General features: G+C 45.4%; 16 protein-coding genes and 2 pseudogenes. 5 read left to right on the plus strand and 13 right to left on the minus strand.

What is annotated here, in order from left to right; all coding sequences use genetic code 11:
- Together JZI27_RS21370 and JZI27_RS21375 are read left to right on the plus strand one after the other, a co-directional pair.
- On the plus strand, positions 1-351 hold a 351-nt coding region (locus JZI27_RS21370), incomplete at its 5' end, for a transposase (RefSeq protein ID WP_280209208.1).
- 381 nt (positions 352-732) lie between these two features.
- On the plus strand, positions 733-1,647 hold the full coding sequence (locus JZI27_RS21375; protein WP_280209209.1) for a DUF2268 domain-containing putative Zn-dependent protease: 915 nt from the start codon (positions 733-735) through the stop codon (positions 1,645-1,647).
- A 1,110-nt stretch (positions 1,648-2,757) separates the two neighbouring features.
- On the opposite strand, the pseudogene JZI27_RS25120 reads toward JZI27_RS21375, so the two are convergent.
- Positions 2,758-2,835, minus strand: a pseudogene (locus tag JZI27_RS25120) (VOC family protein); the annotation flags it as partial.
- Between the two features lie 21 nt (positions 2,836-2,856).
- A complete protein-coding gene (locus JZI27_RS21380) occupies positions 2,857-3,327 on the minus strand; it encodes an NUDIX hydrolase (RefSeq protein WP_122911319.1) in 471 nt (156 codons plus the stop codon).
- Positions 3,328-4,064: 737 nt separating this feature from the next.
- Here JZI27_RS21380 and JZI27_RS21385 point away from each other — a divergent pair.
- Positions 4,065-4,328: pseudogene (locus tag JZI27_RS21385) on the plus strand (DUF6220 domain-containing protein); the annotation flags it as partial.
- On the opposite strand, the gene deoD reads toward JZI27_RS21385, so the two are convergent.
- From deoD to JZI27_RS21425, 8 genes are all read right to left on the minus strand, one after another.
- Positions 4,282-4,989: a purine-nucleoside phosphorylase gene (gene deoD / locus JZI27_RS21390; protein ID WP_122911318.1), complete on the minus strand. Its 708-nt coding sequence runs from the start codon at positions 4,987-4,989 to the stop codon at positions 4,282-4,284. The pseudogene JZI27_RS21385 and the gene deoD sit on opposite strands and share 47 nt — an antisense overlap.
- 179 nt (positions 4,990-5,168) lie before the next feature.
- Positions 5,169-5,882: a glycosyltransferase family A protein gene (locus JZI27_RS21395; RefSeq protein WP_280209212.1), complete on the minus strand. Its 714-nt coding sequence runs from the start codon at positions 5,880-5,882 to the stop codon at positions 5,169-5,171.
- Positions 5,845-6,765 carry a glycosyltransferase family 2 protein gene (locus tag JZI27_RS21400; protein ID WP_280209213.1) on the minus strand — a complete coding sequence of 307 codons (921 nt, stop codon included), beginning with the start codon at positions 6,763-6,765 and terminating at the stop codon, positions 5,845-5,847. The genes JZI27_RS21395 and JZI27_RS21400 overlap by 38 nt, the downstream gene beginning before the upstream one ends.
- A 148-nt stretch (positions 6,766-6,913) precedes the next feature.
- A complete protein-coding gene (locus tag JZI27_RS21405; RefSeq protein WP_122911315.1) occupies positions 6,914-8,161 on the minus strand; it encodes a D-alanyl-D-alanine carboxypeptidase family protein in 1,248 nt (415 codons plus the stop codon).
- A gap of 72 nt (positions 8,162-8,233) precedes the next feature.
- The gene (locus JZI27_RS21410; protein ID WP_122911314.1) at positions 8,234-9,049 is read right to left on the minus strand and encodes a GTP pyrophosphokinase; all 816 of its coding nucleotides are present in this window, start codon (positions 9,047-9,049) and stop codon (positions 8,234-8,236) included.
- Positions 9,050-9,064: 15 nt separating this feature from the next.
- On the minus strand, positions 9,065-9,943 hold the full coding sequence (locus JZI27_RS21415) for a M23 family metallopeptidase (protein ID WP_122911313.1): 879 nt from the start codon (positions 9,941-9,943) through the stop codon (positions 9,065-9,067).
- Between the two features lie 89 nt (positions 9,944-10,032).
- On the minus strand, positions 10,033-10,290 hold the full coding sequence (locus JZI27_RS21420; protein ID WP_122911312.1) for a hypothetical protein: 258 nt from the start codon (positions 10,288-10,290) through the stop codon (positions 10,033-10,035).
- A 277-nt stretch (positions 10,291-10,567) separates the two neighbouring features.
- The gene (locus tag JZI27_RS21425; RefSeq protein WP_122911311.1) at positions 10,568-10,765 is read right to left on the minus strand and encodes an alpha/beta-type small acid-soluble spore protein; all 198 of its coding nucleotides are present in this window, start codon (positions 10,763-10,765) and stop codon (positions 10,568-10,570) included.
- Between the two features lie 243 nt (positions 10,766-11,008).
- On the opposite strand from JZI27_RS21425, the gene JZI27_RS21430 reads away from it, so the two are divergent.
- Positions 11,009-11,884, plus strand: coding sequence for a 5'-3' exonuclease (locus tag JZI27_RS21430; RefSeq protein WP_280209214.1), 876 nt, complete (start codon positions 11,009-11,011; stop codon positions 11,882-11,884).
- 92 nt (positions 11,885-11,976) lie between these two features.
- On the opposite strand, the gene JZI27_RS21435 is transcribed toward JZI27_RS21430, so the two are convergent.
- From JZI27_RS21435 to JZI27_RS21445, 3 genes are all read right to left on the minus strand, one after another.
- A complete protein-coding gene (locus tag JZI27_RS21435; RefSeq protein ID WP_280209216.1) occupies positions 11,977-13,140 on the minus strand; it encodes an MFS transporter in 1,164 nt (387 codons plus the stop codon).
- Positions 13,141-13,256: 116 nt separating this feature from the next.
- Positions 13,257-14,969: a vWA domain-containing protein gene (locus tag JZI27_RS21440; protein ID WP_280209218.1), complete on the minus strand. Its 1,713-nt coding sequence runs from the start codon at positions 14,967-14,969 to the stop codon at positions 13,257-13,259.
- A 12-nt stretch (positions 14,970-14,981) separates the two neighbouring features.
- Complete coding sequence (locus JZI27_RS21445; RefSeq protein WP_412850258.1) at positions 14,982-16,301, minus strand: AAA family ATPase; 1,320 nt, start codon at positions 16,299-16,301, stop codon at positions 14,982-14,984.
- A 164-nt stretch (positions 16,302-16,465) separates the two neighbouring features.
- Between JZI27_RS21445 and JZI27_RS21450 the strand changes: the two genes are divergently transcribed.
- Entirely contained in the window at positions 16,466-17,947 is a 1,482-nt protein-coding gene (locus JZI27_RS21450; protein WP_348521383.1) for a TRAP transporter large permease subunit, read from the plus strand.
- Positions 17,948-18,043: the final 96 nt, after the last annotated feature.

An 18,043-nucleotide genomic window follows, 5' to 3' on the forward strand; every position in this document is an offset into this window, starting at 1 on the left:
AAGTACAAAACACTGAAATTTGTACGTCCCAAGGAGTGCAAAGACTGTCCACTGGCTCAAGATTCCCTCTGCCAAAAAGTTTATAAAATCAAGGCCGAAACGGATCTTCGGAAGTATACGGCTCCTGCCAGAGGGACAAAAACGTGGGAAGAACTTTATGACCAACGAACAGCTGTCGAGCGAGTGAATGCCTATTTGAAAGAATTTTTCCAACTGAACAACGTACGCTATCGTACAGGAAAGAGGGCTAAAGTCCATTTTGATTTGGTCATTCTTGTTTATAATGCCGCCAAATTATCTACAGATCGGATTCGTAACGCACTGGAAAACAAGAAGCCAGTCGCAGCTTAGTTTTTAAAAAAGGATAAAGAAGAGATTGGGACAGTCTGTATATTTTTAAGATGGGTAATTATGAAATTGATTCAATTATTACCAATTCCGAAGCCAAGAAGTGTTGAAGACTTCATTAATAAAAATTTACAATACTGTTTTGTTGTTTATGTGGAGTGCGCAAGTTTTTTTCAGAAGATATACATTAGTCTATATCCTCTTTGAAATCACCATGTTCATCAACAGAAAAAACTTTATGTAATTTCCCTCCATAATAGTAAAATAATCAAGCTTGCTCTAACATCCATTCATAGGTACCTCATTACAATTCACTTTTCTGCAAATCAGTCAAACATGATAAAAGACGGATACCCTCCATTAGTACTTGAGGAGTTGATCGAAATGATCAGCAAAACAAACATTGTATATCTAATAACGCTTCTGTTAATTTTATTTGGTTGCTCGTCTCAAGGTGATCCAGAAAAAGTGACAGTAGATCATTTCGAAATTAATAATAACGGGCAGTCTCAAAGTTTCAATGTCATATTAATGGATAATCTTGTGCGGGAGTATTTAGTGGCTAGTAAAGACGCAAAACCAGAACTTTTAAAAAAATTGTATGAAGAAAAGGTATTTGAGCCAATCTCAGATTATTGCCTGAAGGACGGTGAGTATTTATATCTTCTAGGGGATATCAGAAATAGGGTTCCAGAGGATATCGATTCATTAGAAGAAGTAGTAGAGGAAAAAAATAAATTAAGCGAAGTTAGAGAGATCATTAAAAGTGCTTTAATTGATTCCTCAACAATTTTAAAGGGTCCAAATACAAACGTTTGTGTTTTGCCATCTTCCTCAGATCGAGAAGTTGCGTTTACGGTTGGCACAGGTAAGATAATCATTCTTTACAATCCAGAATTATATCGATCACAAAATGAATTAGCTGGAACTGTAGCACACGAATATCACCATAGTGTCTGGACCAAAGACTTTTTTAACAAATATAAACCGTTCACATTGTTAGATCACATAATTTTCGAAGGTAAGGCATTGTATTTCCAGGAATTGGTTTATCCAGGCTCAACATACTTACCTGACTATAGCAAAAAACATATGGAGCTACGGAATGAAATGTATGAAACTCTTCATACAATGAATCGAGAATATATTAGTGAAGTGATGTTCGGAGACAGCAAATTCCCTTATGCTTTCGGATATAGTGAGGGCTATCAGTTAGTGGCTAATTATATGAAAGAACATCCAGAATTAGACGTAATGGGATGGACCCAATTAGAATCCGAAAATTTTGTTAAACGCTAAGGAAGTGATAAACATGAAAAGATTCCTTGTATACTTGCTTATATTTGCAATTCTATCAGCTATTCTTTGTTTCTACCTAGATTATTTTATGCTTGCATATGGAATAATATTTGGGATTATCGCAATAATAACAGCGATTTCCAATGTTACTAGCATTGATAACAGTATCTATTTAGACAAGAAAATGAATGAATATGATGATAATAAACATTTAAAGCCGAGAAATTAAGGATTTAAGTCGTATACCCCTTATCTGTTAAACTGATACCAGAGGAGCAGAGTGGGATTTTATATGCAAGCAGGCAATACTGGCCAGGTTGCAAGAAAACATGAGATTGAGGCAAAAATGTGGTATCGATGATTCCATGACTCAGAGAACGTAGCTTGGCTAAATAGTTCTGCTGATGCAAAGTCACTCCAAGCTCAGACAGAAGCTCTAAAAAAATCGATCAACTTATCCAGCTTATACAGGAAGTAAAGGTGAGGGATATAAATTGTATTAGTTTATATATTATGTTAACTTGAATGATTGCCTAATATTTCAGTTCATAAAACAGCCATTTCATGAACTGAAATCAAAACAGAAGGATCCTACATCTTTACTGTCTAAAACGAGGTATTCACGATTCACGATTCGTATTATCTCGGTAATTCGTATTATCTCGGTACTTGGAGAGAAGTAATTTGATAAAAGGAAGCCCAATCTCAAGTCACCGGCTTCTTTTCATCTGAAAGCAGAGATGGATGAACGTTAGTATCTGTGAACTGCTCATGAAGCGAGTATTTTTGTGTCGCAGCGTTCTCGTTAAAGTAGTATATTTGTGTCGTAAATTGCATAGTAAAGAAGCACATTTGTGTCACGTAAAAAACACCCTGCATTTTAAGCGACTATATTTGTGTCGTGAAAGGTAGTAGTTTTGTGTCACTGTACTACAACCACATATATCCGTGTCCCACATTTATTTTCCGTTTTATTTGTTTACATAATATATATTATCGGACTCAAAGGAAACTCAACTTTTCCAAGAAGAGTGTATCCCCTAAAATCAAACAGCAGCCGACTTATCCAGTCAGCTGCTCATCTTGTATGGTGGCACGTCAAAAGATTTATTATCTCTCCATGACGGCAAAGAAATTTTCTTCATGATCGGCAAAGTTAAAAACTCTTCCTGACGTCATGGATACAATTTAACCACCGCTCATTTTCAACTAACGGATGACAGGCGTTTGCATTCCATTTACCCAATCCATAATAAATGGTGCTTGATGCGGGTTTATATTAGCCGGCAGCTCGGTTTTATGCACGAATTGAAGCTGTGCAGATTCTTCATTGGCTTGAATATTGCCTTTGTAGGCAGTCACATGAAAAATGATCTGTATACTGAACACCTTATCGCCATTTGCGTACTGGGCAAAACCATCTTTTCCGGAATAGATACCAAATAACCGCAATGGCTGGAGAATGATCAGATTCGTCTCCTCCAAAATCTCTCGTTTTACGGTTTCCTCAAAGGTTTCTCCAATTTCCATCAGCCCACCAGGTAGACCCCATGTGCCGAGATCTCTTTTTCTTTGCAGCAAAATACGACCAGCTGTGTCTTCGATCATCGCGCCACATCCAACCGTTATTAATGTTTCTTGACCAATGAGACTTCTCATTGTCTTGATATAATCATTCATCCCAAAGAACCTCCTGTGTCATTCCCCATACATTCGATACTGGAGTCTAAACTCCTTTGCATCTACAAATTGCGCATTTCTTGTTTAATCCCACTTTAACTCTGCTTCTTCAAGATTCTTTCCGCATCTGCCATATTTCGCGCACCTTTGCCATATCATGATACAAGCTAGGAACCCCTGCTAAATAACAATCAATAATTGCAGATGTAACAGTTTTAATCAGCTTTTGATCCTCATGGTACAGATCGGAAAATACAATACAAATAAACTTATTTAAATAATTTTAAAAATTCTGTTTACGACGCACGTTTTTTCATCTATACTAAAATTAAGATAACTATACTCAAAAACGTCCGGGGGTCATCCTTAATGGCAAAGGTGCAATCCAATTCGAAATCCACTTCTTCGAACCAATCTAAAAAAAGAAGAACCTACGAAGATACACTAAACAATCTGGCTCACTACCTGGAAAGCAAGAAAAAGAAGTAAACGAAAAGAGTGCCAAAGGGCGGCACTCTGTTTCGTCATGTATGGACTTTGTTTTTGTACCTTTGCCATTTTTCCTATTGCCCGGTCCGCTACTCCATAGCCCCTTTTGGTTCGAAGTCTTCCTGCTCCCCCGGCGACTACGCAACTGTAAACGAAAAGGTGTATGGATCCCCCTTCGATTTCATGCTGCTCGTTCTTCCATGTTGCTCAATAATCTCCGTTACTAATGCCAGAGTGCAGCTCTTTTTACTGACCCAGCTATTTGGCGCTATCATGTCCACTTTGTGCATTTTTTTGAATTCGTTCCACTATTGATGCTGATTTTTGCTTTTCTCGGAAAGCTTCCAAATGGATTGAAATGGGTCTGTGTCGTTTTCATGCTGCTTCTCTTCGCCCAATATGCTACAGCACATATCCCAGCTATTGCAGCCGTGCATCCAGGGGTCGACTTTTTTTGGAACGCTATTATTTTATCAAAGCAGCTTCCAATGCCACCTCGATCATTTCGTTAAACGTGGTTTGACGCTCTTCAGATGTCGTTTCTTCACCGGTCAGAATATGATCGCTTACCGTAAGAACGGAAAGAGCATTGCGTTTGTATTTTGCAGCCAAGGTATACAAGGCGGATGACTCCATCTCAACAGCCAGCACTTGATAGCTAGCCAGTTTTTTGTACAAGTCCATGCTTTCACGATAAAAGCTGTCGCTCGTAAAAATATTGCCCACTTTTACCGATAGATTGTGCTCGGTAGCCACTTGAAAGGCTTTGTGCAGCAAGTCAAAATTGGCCGTTGGAGCAAAGTCGACTTGATTGAACAGCAAACGATTGGTCTGGGAGTCAGACGAAGCACTCATGGCCAGGATCACGTCACGTACTTTGATATCCTCTTGAATGGCCCCGCAGGTACCTACCCGAATCAAATTTTGCACATCATAGGATTGCATGAGTTCGTTTACGTAAATAGAAATAGATGGGACACCCATTCCCGTCCCTTGTACAGAGACGCGTTTTCCCTTATACGTACCCGTATAGCCAAGCATGCCACGGACATGGTTGTAGCAGGTCGCCCCTTCTAAAAATGTTTCCGCTATGTATTGGGCTCGCAAAGGATCTCCTGGCAACAGAATCGTTTCTGCGATTTCACCTGGTTTGGCGCCGATATGTACACTCATTTTTTAATCTACTCCTTTACTAGTTAGAAAGCTTGGCTTCCTCATGCCATTGGCGAATGAATACTCCCTAGAATATGGTACTACAAAATCCGAACAATGCAAAATGAATCTACAAGTGATCATGTACTTTCGCATAGGTCTGTTAAAAGAAAAACCGCTGCCCCATAGAGGGACACCGGCTAGGAATGATCGTTATAAGGTGAGGGATCGGATTTCATTTGATTTACATAGTGGACTGCTTCCAAATGATCCCCTAAACGCATATTCATGCGCTCTTCTCTTCGTACTGAAGAACAATGGTCCTTCAGAGGACGTTTTTCTTCTTTGACCCGATGGGATTGCCCTACCCTCAGCTTCTTGTTTACTGCTATGGCATGAGCCAATGGTGGAACGAGTAAATGATGAATTCCGATTTGAATTGCCGCTTCACGCGTAATGGCAATCGGCAGATCGATCATGGAGATGAATTTTTCCCTTTGATCCAGCATGTGATTCAGATAGGCTTTGGCTAATGTCACCTTATCCATGTCTTCCTCATTACGTGTGGACAAATATGCGGTAGTCGCCGTCTTGCGAAGGGAGACGTCCAATCCTTGATAGCAGGCCGTTACGAAGGGCTGCAAGTCGCTTGCCGCAATGACACTGCTTGCACTTAAAAACAGCCACACATCTCCGTTGGCTTCTCTGGCTCCAATCGACCGCCAAACATCCTGACCTAGCGGAAATGCATAGACATAGGAGGTGATGATCGGTGATTTATGCATGAGAATTCTTTCAATCGAGGAATCCCTGCTTCCGTTCACGACAAGAATAATCTCTTTTGGCGACAGCTTTGCCACCTGCTCCAGCACCTGCTTAACGGTTCTTTCGTCTTGTTGAACCTCGATGATCACGCTTAAGCGCTGTTTGTTTTCCTTTAACCAGTGCGTGTTTTCTGTTTTTCTTGATGCTTGCTGCTTTCTTTGATCGCCTCTTTTCATCCCAACCCCTCCCTTGCAGGAACTCCCACTCATGGGAACGATAGACGGAGCGCAGATGGAGACTTCCTGAAACCTGCAGTAAAGGACGATAACGATCTCCATCCCAAAGTCCGTTTCGCTCCCCCCGCTGCTGCATCCAAAGACTCATCGCCTGTGCATGCTCATCCAGGACTTTCTGCGATGAACTGTTCATCGTCTGTCCAGCGTTTGTTCTTCTCTTCTCCATGACTATAGCGGGGATGGCACGTACTGTGAGCTTTTGCAAAATTGACTCGACAAGTATGACAGCCGGAATGAAGGGCATAGGGTCTACATGATCGACTGCCTTTCGGGTCATGGCAAAAGGGACTTCATACAACGAAGCAGATCCAAGGTCCTGTCTTCGTACAATATGATTCAGTAATTGGTATGTCATTTTTCGGGAAAGAACTTGATCAGAAGACGCTGGATTCAGATCACGAGACAGTACAATATCTGAACCTTTTTCTATATGCTTGAGCAATTTCTCTAATTGTTTGTATGGTCGAACGACTTGATCGTCCAAAAATAAAAGGACGTTTCCAGAAGCATGCAGGGCTCCAATCCCTCGCCCCTCATCATACGTGATCGCTTTATCTGCATAGATCAGTGTTGCGTCATATTTTTGGATTTGCTCCATGGTAGCAGGGGATGGCTGATGACAAACGACAATGACTTCTGCTGATTGAGCCATGCTGCGAATCTCTTGAATGATTGCGTGAAGCCATCTGCTATCATCGCGAGCTGGAATGATAACGGACACATCGATTTGATTCATGTTCCACTCCTCCCCGCGGCACCATGTCATCCTTTTTTCTACTGTACGCAAAGACGCGCCTGATGGACACGGCTTCTATCTCTTATTTCTTCAGGCAAGAAAAAAGGTACAAAGCGACGGTTCGTTCATCGCCTTGTACCTTTTTTCGTCATTCGTAAGCTCTGCGTTGCCAATCATCCCGTCGTCGAATATTTCTCCTTCTGCGTGACCGAACCACCGTATAGCTGATCAAAAACATATTCAGACCCAGCCAGACAAACAACAGGCCGTAATAGACCGTTGAAGACGGTCCGGGACCTGATGATCCTTCACCTTCAGCAGCTTTCGATGCAGACAATGCTGCTTTTGCTTGTACGGGTGGAGCTATTCGCTCGAGTGGATAGGAAATGAATTGTGATCCGGCTGTCACTTCCAAGTTTCCATTTGCAGAGACATGGATTTCGGGTTCTTCCCCAATCGGTATAGTCGCAAACAAGTTCTTTGTAGTCTTGTAACGAACAGGTGAATCGTTTTCCGTGTTTTCCGTGTTCGTATAGATGGCGCCAGCTTCAGACACTTGCTTCGTCTCAAAATGTTCAAAGCCGTAATCAAGAAGCTTGGTAACATCTTTGTAGGCGTAGTTGCTGGAGCCGGTTTTCATTGTCACTGCAATGAATTCGGTTTCACCGCGTTTGGCAGACCCCACCAGCGTATGCATGGCTTGATCTGTAAAACCGTTTTTAATCCCGGTTGCCCCTTCGTAATCCCGTATCAATTTATTGTGATTGATCAGCTCAGACTTCCATTCTGCACCGTCCCAAGGCAAGCGATTGGTTCCCACAATCTCGCGAAAGATTGGGTTTTTCATCGCGTAAGCAGCAATTTTGGACATGTCGGAAGCCGTCGTGTAATGTTCAGGATTGTGCAGCCCATGCGCATTGGTAAAATGCGTTTCGTTGACTCCAATGGTTTCTTGTAAAAACTGATTCAGCTCTTCAGCAAATTTTTCCGAGCTACCGCTCATATGCTCTGCAATCGCAGTCGCTGCATCATTGCCCGAGTGCATCAAAAGACCGTACTCTAATTTTTTCAACGTGACCTGCTCGCCTTCAGCGAGGTACACACGTGTTCCCTGTTCATATCGGGCATTTTTGGAGACAGTCACGATATCATCCGGGTTGCCTTTTTCGATCGCATAGATTCCAGTTGCAATCTTGGTGATACTGGCAGGGAACAGCTTTTCATGAGGGTTTTTCTCATAAAGGACTTGTCCCGTTTTTGCATCAATTAAAATAGCGGATTCCCCGCTCAGAGCGAGGGATGCAGAGGAGGATTCTCCCTCCGCATAAGCCACCGGTAAACTTTGGCCGCACAAAAGAATGACCACAACAAGAAGGTTCGCCAGTAAAAGTCGCATGATAGTGTTTATCCTTTCCTTACGAGTCACTTTTTATCGGTTCTCACCTGCTATTTTGTTTTTCATCATGCTTTACCCCAAGCGTTTGCCTAATAGATCGTGGATCATTTTAAAATTCGGATTATCCCGGAATGCTTCTTCAAAACCATGAACATGCTCTTTGTATAATGCTGCAGCAGCATCAATGTCTTGTTTCACATACAGCGAAAAAATCTCTTCCAACCGCTCCTCAAGACTCATATCCACAGGTGCAGGAGTCAAAATCTCCTGACGCAAACTGTTCATCAGTACGTCGAGCTGATGGGTGATGACAGAAGCTTGGTTCAGCTGCTTCAAAACGTCCTGCGGAATATTACCCGCATACTTATAGCGAAGCTCGTGCTCATTGGTAGCCCAAAAGTTCATACCCAGGGTACGGATTTGTATTTCGCAAAACAGCGTAATTTTGTCACTCCCATGATAGACCGTATAGGAAACAATCATGTGGATGCTACGATAGCCGGATGGCTTTGGTGTCGCAATGTAGTCCTTGATATCGTGAATGACAATATCCTCACGCTCTTGCAAAAGCTGCAGAACTTCTCGCACATCATCTACATATCGGCATACGACACGCAGGCCGGCGATGTCATTCACTTCTTGCGCCACTTGATTCGGCCATTGCTCATTTTGAAAATCGATTCCTTTTTCTTTTGCTTTTTTGATCAAGCTGTCGACTTTTTTGACTCGTCCAACAACAAATTCAATAGGGGAATAACGGCCACTTTTTTGAAAGCCGTATTTGATTCCCTTTAGTTTTAATTTGAGTTCATCAACGGCTTGCTCGTATGGAGCCAGAAAATGAACCATATTATTGAGTACCTTGCTTGGCACATGGGTTGCTTTCATAAAAGCACCTCCTGGTTACTTCCAGAGGAAGGGCGAAGCGTCAAAAAACGGCTGCGGATTGACATACGTATTCCCGATCAGCATACCGTAATGCAAATGGGGTCCCGTCGAAAAACCGGTGCTTCCCATCAGACCGATCACCTGTCCCTGCTTTACTTCCTGTCCCACTTCCGCTTTCAGCTCGGACATGTGTGCATAGATGGAAAAAACGTTTAGACCGTGATCAATGATGATCGTATTCCCAGTTAAGTAAATGGGTTCAGACAGCACAATTTTGCCATCGTTGCTGGCCATGATCGGCGTCCCAGTTTTGTTTGCAATGTCTATCGCGGAGTGCCGGTTTGCAGGAACGCCGTTCACCACCCTCTGATAGCCAAAGGGGGTAGTCAAGCGACCTGTAGTCGGTTGTATAAACGGTTCACTAAAGTATGGAACGGGTGAAGATTGTGAACGCGCCGCATCGATCTTCTTCTGGTCGGCATTGATTCTTGCTGTGTCTTGGCGCATGCTATTCATCTGGTTGCTGACGGTGATGGAATCGACAGCAAATGTCTTCGCTTTGATTGTCAATGGCGTTGAAAGTCGTTTGTCCGATGATTCTACCTGATACGTCCCTGGTTTTGCGTTGAATGGAATGGGAATAAACCGGACGTACTCTCCCTGGGAGGGCTTCAACGAATACGTCGAAGAAAAGAGCGTAACTTCCTTGGCTTGCTTGCTGCGTACAAAAATAACGTCTCCCGGATATGTCTCAGCAGGCGTCACAGCAATTGGGACCTGCTGTTGGTGGATCTGCATCCCTACTTCGTCCACTACGTTTTGAGCCAGAGAGCTTGTCCCTGAACCCAGTGCAATGGCAGCAAACAACATGAAATTGACCATAGATTGTAACATGTGCGCTCCCTCCCGTTTTCCAGTATAACAAAAGTGGAAGGGAATTGAAAAAGAAAAAGAAGGCTGTACAGCTAGCCTTCTCCCACCATTTACAGTTTCTTCGTATAATCCGCCATCATATCCATGATGGATTGAACGCCCGTCAGCATCTCGCTAGCCTTTTTCGTCTTTTGCGAAATGGTGTGAAAATCTACACGCCCTTTTTTTCGGTCCGACCAGCGCTTAAACAAATCTTCAGCCGCTCCTGGATTGCTTTTAATGGTACTGACTCGAGAAGCGTCTTCTTCCAGCCACGCTTCAAATTCAGGGTGTTCACGTAGAAGGCGTTTCACTTCTTTACGTTTCATCCGCGGACATCGCTCCTTTCCGAGGTACAAACAGGATAGATATCTGTTCGTTACACCATATGACTAGTCCGCGAATGTGCTTGTGCGTTTGCACCCTGTTGGTTGAAAAGGGCGCGTGCTAGGAAACACTCAATGAAAGGGATGACTGGAGGAAATCAAAGAAAAGGGGCTCCATATGGAACCCCTTTCGTGCATCCAAGTATTCGGTTGTAAGCAATGCCAATCATACGGACATTACGATGAAAACCTGGTGCAGCTGTAATTCTTGTTCCGCCTGTTAGCGGGACAGTTGTTGTTCTGCAAAGCTTACCAGACGTTTTGTAATTTCTCCACCAACAGATCCGTTTTGGCGGGAAGTGGTGTCTGGTCCGAGATTTACACCGAATTCCGCTGCAATCTCGTACTTAAGTTGATCAAGAGCTTGGTTCGCTTGAGGAACTACCAGGTTGTTGCTGCTTCCGTTGTTGTTCGCCATGATTGATTCCTCCCAACGCGTTTTTTCTCCTGTGACGGAATTGAACCGCCCGCTTCGCTTCTCACCTGTTGAGACCAGGAGATTTGTTTTACAAGAGATGAGGTGATCACCTCTTGTGGTACTATCATCCCTCAGTACGAAAGATCCATGCGCTTCACTTGACATGTAAAATCTGACAAAGCTCTCTTCACCCTTTGTGTTATAATGTTTGCGTAAGCTTGGACACGAGAGGAGACGCGCTTTGTGAATCAATCCAAAATCCTGCTCATCGATGGTATGAGCTTTTTATTTCGCGCTTTTTACGCTTCAGCTTGGACAGGCGGCTATCGCCAGACCGCTGATGGCGTCTATACCAATGCTGTATACGGATTTACAAAAATGATGCTGGACTACGCCGACCTGGTCCGTCCAACTCACCTGGTCGTGGGCTGGGATGTCGCCTCACGCGAATCCTTGGTTCGCAGTCAATGGTACGATGGATACAAGTCCAATCGGCAAGCCCCTCCTGAAGAGCTGATTCCCCAATTTGACCTGGTCAAGGAAGTAACAGACGCATTTGCAGTCCCGAATCTGGGATGTCCAGGCTTTGAAGGGGATGATATCTTAGGAACTCTGAGTACCCAGCTGTCGCTAGAAGGTCACCAGGTCGTCATTGCTTCTGGAGATTATGACAGTCTGCAGCTCGTCTCGGATGCAGTCAGTGTCAAAATCCTCAAAAATGGCGGCAAGCACGAGCACTACACCCCACAAAGCCTGCTCGCCTTGCGCGGTATCGTCCCTGAGCAAGTCGTGGACGTGAAGGCCTTGATGGGGGATACATCCGACTGTATTCCAGGCTGCCCGGGCATTGGAGAAAAAACAGCCACCAAGCTGATCACGGAGCATGGAAATTTGGACAACCTGTATATTAACTTAACCGCTTGCACGCCGAAAATGCGCAGCAAGCTGGAAGACCACCGCGATCAGGTCTATTTGAGCCAAAAGCTAGCTACGATCATTCGCGATGTACCGATCGATTACACATTGGATGCAGCCAAATGGGAATATGACTCTGCAGTCGTCAAGGAAAAATTTGATGAGCTGGAATTTGGACGCACACTCGCAAGTCGTGTCTTGTAAGAAACCGATTGTTGTAAACAAACAAAGCCCCCTAGAGATCCAAAGACTGGATACCCTAGGGGGCTTTCATTTGTTTGCGGCGCAAAGCTTGCTTACACAGCTTCTTCTTGATCACTCATTCTATTCCCGTACTTTCGAAGTAGGACGAGACCGAACAGCATTCCTATAAAGGAAATAGCGGATATAAACAAGAACAGCGTCTGCCCACCAAACGTGTTATAGATCGCACCGCCTAAGTAAGAGGCCAGAATCCCCGAGATTCCAAAAAACAGCAGTGCCAGTACAGTCTGCCCTGTAGCTCGCCATTCGGCAGGAACAATCCGGTACAGATATTGGATAGCAGCCGAATAAAAGATCGGGAAGGTCAGCACCTGCAGGATTTGGACGTAGGCCAGCATCTGGGGATCCGAGATCCAAGCAGAAGCAAAAAACCGAATAAAGTAAAACGCTGCTGCAAAGGAAATGTAGATCAATTCCTTGCCTTTGCGCATCCACCAAAAGCTTAAAGCAAAAACAAGAATTTCACTACCTGCAGCTAAAAACCAGGCTTGGCCGACCAGCTCGGCGCTCCCTCCCAGTTCCCGAATGTATACGCCGAGAAACGTATCATTCATACGCGTAGGGACCGAACAAATAAAGACCAGCAAAAGAAACAGCAAGGTCTCTTTGTTGCTCAAAAATTGCTTGAGGCTGCTCCAGGTAACCGGTTTTCCCGTCACTGGTGCATCAGGCATTTTCCAGCTGATAAAAAAACTGATAAGTCCGATTGCTGCAAAAAGAATGGCCAGACTGTTGGCACCGAAGTAGGACATGACATAGCCGGTGACCAGAGAAAATACGGCGTAGCCAGACGCACCAAAAGTACGAATAGAGCCGTAGCTGACTTTATACCTTTCTGAAACGGAAAAATTCAAGCTTTCTGTCAAAGGGTCGATCGGCATCAGAAAAAAATACAGCAGCATGGCAAACGCGATAAGCGGAAGATAGCTGCTTGAGTCATACAGCAGATAGCCGAAAAGACTTGAAAAGAGCAAAAGGATCAGTAGCATTTTACGGATTGTTTTCGTTTTGTCACTGATCATTCCCCACAGCGGCTGAGTGATGATCGTCACGAATCCACCCGTACCGATGATAAAGCCGATTTGCGCTGGATTCAAACCCTGTTCATCCAGGTAAACGGGAAGAAACGCAACGAACATCGCCAGCATGGAGAAATACAAAAAATTAAAGCTTCGCAATAAATTGGGTGCACTCATAGCCGTATTGATCCCTCACGTGTTCCATAGGATGGTTTTGATTCAACCTGGCTATTGTAACATGGATCACTGGACTGCTCTATCCCCATCTGCACGAAAACGAAGCCATATTGAGGTCAGGCTTGAAAAACATCGAGCAACATTCCCGTGTTTGCCTCGTCCTTTGTCTCCCACGTCGTAGCAAAGCGAACCTGATGGGAGACACCTAATATATCGTAGGTTTGTACCAGATGCTGTCTCGCAGAACCCATAATCAAGCTGTGCAAGCGCAGCTGTTTTTGCTTACCCATTTCTGCCAAACGTTCCTGTACATACGAAGAGATGCTGCCGATCCCGTCTGTTACCATGACAAAATCAGCGCCGCGAAACGCTTTATGCTGATCCAGCAGCTCCATCCCTCTTTTGATGGGCGCATCAAAATGAGTGCCTCCGCCGAAAGCCATTTGGGCGAGTCCATAAAACGCTGGCCAATCCGGTCTATTATGAAACAGGAGCTGTTCACGCAGCTCTCCCTTCGCGCCGAACAAGATCAGCACAAAGTCGCGTTTTTCCAGCATCGTAAGGGCAGCAAAGGTCATGACGAAGATTTGAGCCAGCCGAAGCTTGCTGCCTCGCATGGAATGTGAAGTATCCAGCATGCAGATGACAGGTCCTTTTGGCGGCTCTTCTACCCAGCCTGTGGTATCGTAGGTCATGAGCTTTTCATCCATCCACTTGAGAAAAAAGTATGTCTCATAATCGGAATCAGCCAATAGCACCGCCTCGCCGGGAAGCATCCGTGCGATGTCCGCTGATTGCCTAAGATCGTAATACTCCTCCGGGATCTGCCGCTTGCGTATTTCTTTTCTCTTTACTCGAAACTGGTGAACGTTTCGTCCGACCTCCAGCATAAACCCGATCAGGTCCGGGTGTCGCTTCAGCTTCTCCACCCATTTCAAATACTGTTCAAAGCTTTGCCGCCGAAGCTTGCCCAAGTCATGTCCCCAGCGACGGTTCGCAAATTGTTGGCTTGCCTCAATCAAATCCTCGACGAGCAGGCTGTCTACGTCTTCTTGAGACAAAGAGGATTTCAATCCCGCTTCCAGCCACTGACCCAGCTCCTGTTCAAAGGCGTTGATGGCCTCCCGCTCCTGTCGATTTAAGCGCTCGAACTGCTTTTCGCGCTGTGACAGTTCGTCCTCCAGCTTTTTTACTTTTTGCAGAAGCTTCGTCCGACGGGTAAACTGTACCCGCATTTCTTCACGCATTTCTTCGATCCGATTTTGCAAGGCGCGAATCTCTGCCTCCACGAGAGCCTTCGTATCGCGGGCGTCCTGCTTTTCTTCGACCATGCGCTTTCCCTGCTGCAAGGTATAGCCAACCAGCTGCAAGCGTGCCAATTGCTTTTCGTTCAACAGCTCAGACACCTGTGCCTGCTCTTGACCTTCCTGTCCCTTTCTGTCCGTCAAGCCAGCCATCATCGGAGTGAGCTTTTGATCCTGCTCTCTCTTTTTTACTTCTTCTGCAAAAGACTCCGTCAGCCACAGCAATGCTTTAATAGCCGTTTTAAAGGCTGCACTCTCCTGTCCGACAGTTCTGGGATGAATCATTTTCGTAAAATACTGCTTCATGAGTGTCTGAATGAGCCATTTATGGAACGGTGTTGCCTCCTCGGTTTGATCGATTTCGGGTTTGGGCAGGAAAAAAACGAAGAAGAAATCACCCAAAAGCTCAAGATCAAACCAGGAAGCATACAGATGCGCCTGCTCGACCCATTCCTGGGCTGTCACGGAGGATGAGAGGTATTGATCAAACAGATAGCGATCAACTTGACTGGTGCGAACAATCATTCCCTTCACTCCTTAGCGCGTATAATCGTAATCCGTGCCGGGAATATCCTGATCAAAGACCGTGCGGTAGGTTCGTTGCAATTGCTGCAAGATCCGTTCACCTTCAATCCGCAAATAAGCGAATTTGACGGTGTACTTCTCCACGTGATGAATGAGTCTGTTCTTCTCCAGGATATACGCCTGCAGGTCTTTTTCCCGCTTCAACCATTCCAAGAGTTTGTTGCGCAAATCCTGAGCAGCATGTGTCAGCTGCTCGCGACTTTCTTCAAGGAGATGTCTGTTCCGCTCCAGCGCTTCCTTGCCGAGCTTGGCCCCAACTTCCTTTTTGAACTGAAACGCATGGAGCTCTGACTCTTTCCCTTTCCATTTATCCGCTATCTGTGAAAAATGGCGGAGAGGAAGTTCATTTTCCAGTTCGGCTTTCAACATCTCTGTAAATTGCTGCTCGAAAAGCTCGCGCATGACGGGAAGATCCTCTGGAACGTCCCACATCAAATGGGGCGTGAAAACCGTATCCCAGATGGTCACTTGCTCACGCCCATGAATGGCAGCGGAGGTTTTCCATACATTGGCGATTTTCTTCCACCGGCGATCAGACAATTGGTACTCCTTTTCCTCCAGATTCTGCTTCAACTGAAACAGGAAATAGACCAGCGGACCAGAGATCTCTACTTTCGCAGCTGCCTCCTGAATATCGCGGACATCATAGAGTGAAAATACGACAGGCAGCGGTGCCGTTGGCAGTGTCAACATTTTTTCATAGCTGGAGGCGTGCTTTAGATATTCTACTTCATAGCGGATTAGGAAGCGGTCGTACAGCGCTGTCAGTTGCTCGTCTTCTTCTGGGAGCTCATTGGATGCTGCAATCAAAAACTGGATGGGTACCGTCTCTTTTTCTCTCCCGTTGAAGTAGATGCGTTCATTCAGGATGGAGAGCAAAGCGTTGAGAATCGCGCTGTTTGCTTTGAATATTTCATCGAGAAATACAAATTGGGCACTGGGTAAATAACCGTTTGTTTTTCGTACATATTGATCTTGCTTCAATTGCTGCAAGGAGACAGGTCCAAAGATTTCATCCGGTGTGGTAAATCGAGTCAACAAATATTCAAACCAGTGCTCAGAGCCGAACAGCTGGGCGATTCCGCGAGCGAGCTGAGATTTTGCCGTGCCTGGTGGTCCGACGAGCAATACATTCTCTCCACTCATCATGCCCAACATGAGAAGACGAATCAATTCACTGCGCTCCAGAAAACGGCGTTCGAGGAGTTCTATCGCCTGATCCATTTTACGTTGAATGGGTGTAGGTGCTGGTGTATGCATCACAGTAGGCATGTCGACACTTCGCAAAAATGTGACGACTGCGCCGTTCCCCCTTTTGGTTCATGATTACGTACAAAATGCTCCATAGGATAAAGCGTCAGCAGAGGCTTTTTTTATAGTCGCATACTGAGGATGAAAATGCCAGTTTTGCCGATTCAACACCACTTGAATATCTGATCTGTGCGCTCACCCACGTCTGTTTCTCCGCATATTCTGATGGCAAAAGAGATACGCAACGGAAAACAGACAAAGGAGGGTACCAGATGGGAATTGAACTTGCCTGGACTCATGGGGTCTATGTGTTATTCGTACTCGGGATTATTCTCATGATGGTTTTGCGTCGCGATACGAGTTTGATCAGCATCATCGGCATCGCCTTCCTCGGCTTGACAGCAACCGGCTCTGTGATTGCATCAGTCGGAGGAATTTTCGGAAGCTTTATTTATGCCATCACGGAACTGTTACCTACCATCCTGGTCATCTGTATTATCGTAGCGATGAGTCATGTCTTGACCGATACGGGAGTCAATGAAACAATGATTCGTCCAATGACCCATCTGATTCGCAATGCGACTCTCGCGTACTGGGTAATCGGTATCGTCATGATGGTCATCTCCTGGTTCTTCTGGCCATCTCCTGCCGTTGCCCTGATCGGTGCTGTCATGCTTCCTGTCGCCATCCGAGCTGGTCTGCCGGCGATAGGGGTAGCTGTCTCCATGAACCTGTTCGGACACGGGATTGCATTATCGGGCGATTATGTGATCCAAGGGGCTCCATCACTGACAGCAAAAGCGGCAGGCATTCCTGTCAATGATGTCATCGCTGCCAGTATTCCGCTCGTCATTGTGATGGGCGTGGTAACCACTGTGGTTGCCTTCTGGTATTTGCGAAAAGACATGAAAAACGGAATGATCGCACCTGCCTCCCACAACCCTGTCACAAGCTCCGTCTTTTCCTCCGCAAAAGTACCGCTTGCTCCGGGGATTAAAAGAACGTTGGCAGCGTTGGTTCCGATTCTCTTTGTCCTGGACGTCGTCGCGATGTTTGTCTTTGATTTGCGCGGTGGTGAAGCAACTGCACTTGTAGGCGGAACGGCTCTGTTGATTTTGATCGCAGCAACGATGCTCGCGCACAAGCAAAAAGGGCTGGAGCAGGTAACCACTCATTTGATCCAAGGATTTCAGTTTGGCTTTAAAGTATTTGGACCCGTCATCCCGATCGCCGCATTCTTTTACATGGGAGACAGCGGGTTTAACACCGTATTTGGAGAAGTGCTGCCCCAGGGCTCGCATGGAATCGTCAACGACTTAGGCGTAGCTCTGGCGCATACCATTCCACTGAGCAAGGAAGTCGCCGCTCTGACTTTGACAGCGGTCGGGGTGATTACTGGTCTGGACGGCTCCGGCTTCTCTGGCATCACGCTTGCAGGCTCGCTTGCCCAGTTGTTTGCCACAGCTCTAGGCTCTGGAGTTGCTACATTGACAGCATTAGGTCAAATCGCTGCAATCTGGGTTGGCGGCGGAACCCTTGTTCCTTGGGCGTTGATCCCTGCTGCCGCGATCTGCGGAGTCGATCCGTTTGAGTTGGCGAGAAGAAATTTGTATCCGGTTGTCATTGGCTTACTGGTCACTACTATCTTTGCCATGTTCTTGCTGTAGAACGGTTGGAAAGAAAAATCGGATGAGTACAACAGTTCATCCGACTTTTTTCTTCTGTTTTTGACCAAGCCTCATACACTTTATAGTACAATCCTT

The organism is Brevibacillus sp. AY1, from assembly GCF_029870785.1.
Classification (GTDB): Bacteria; Bacillota; Bacilli; order Brevibacillales; family Brevibacillaceae; genus Brevibacillus; species Brevibacillus invocatus.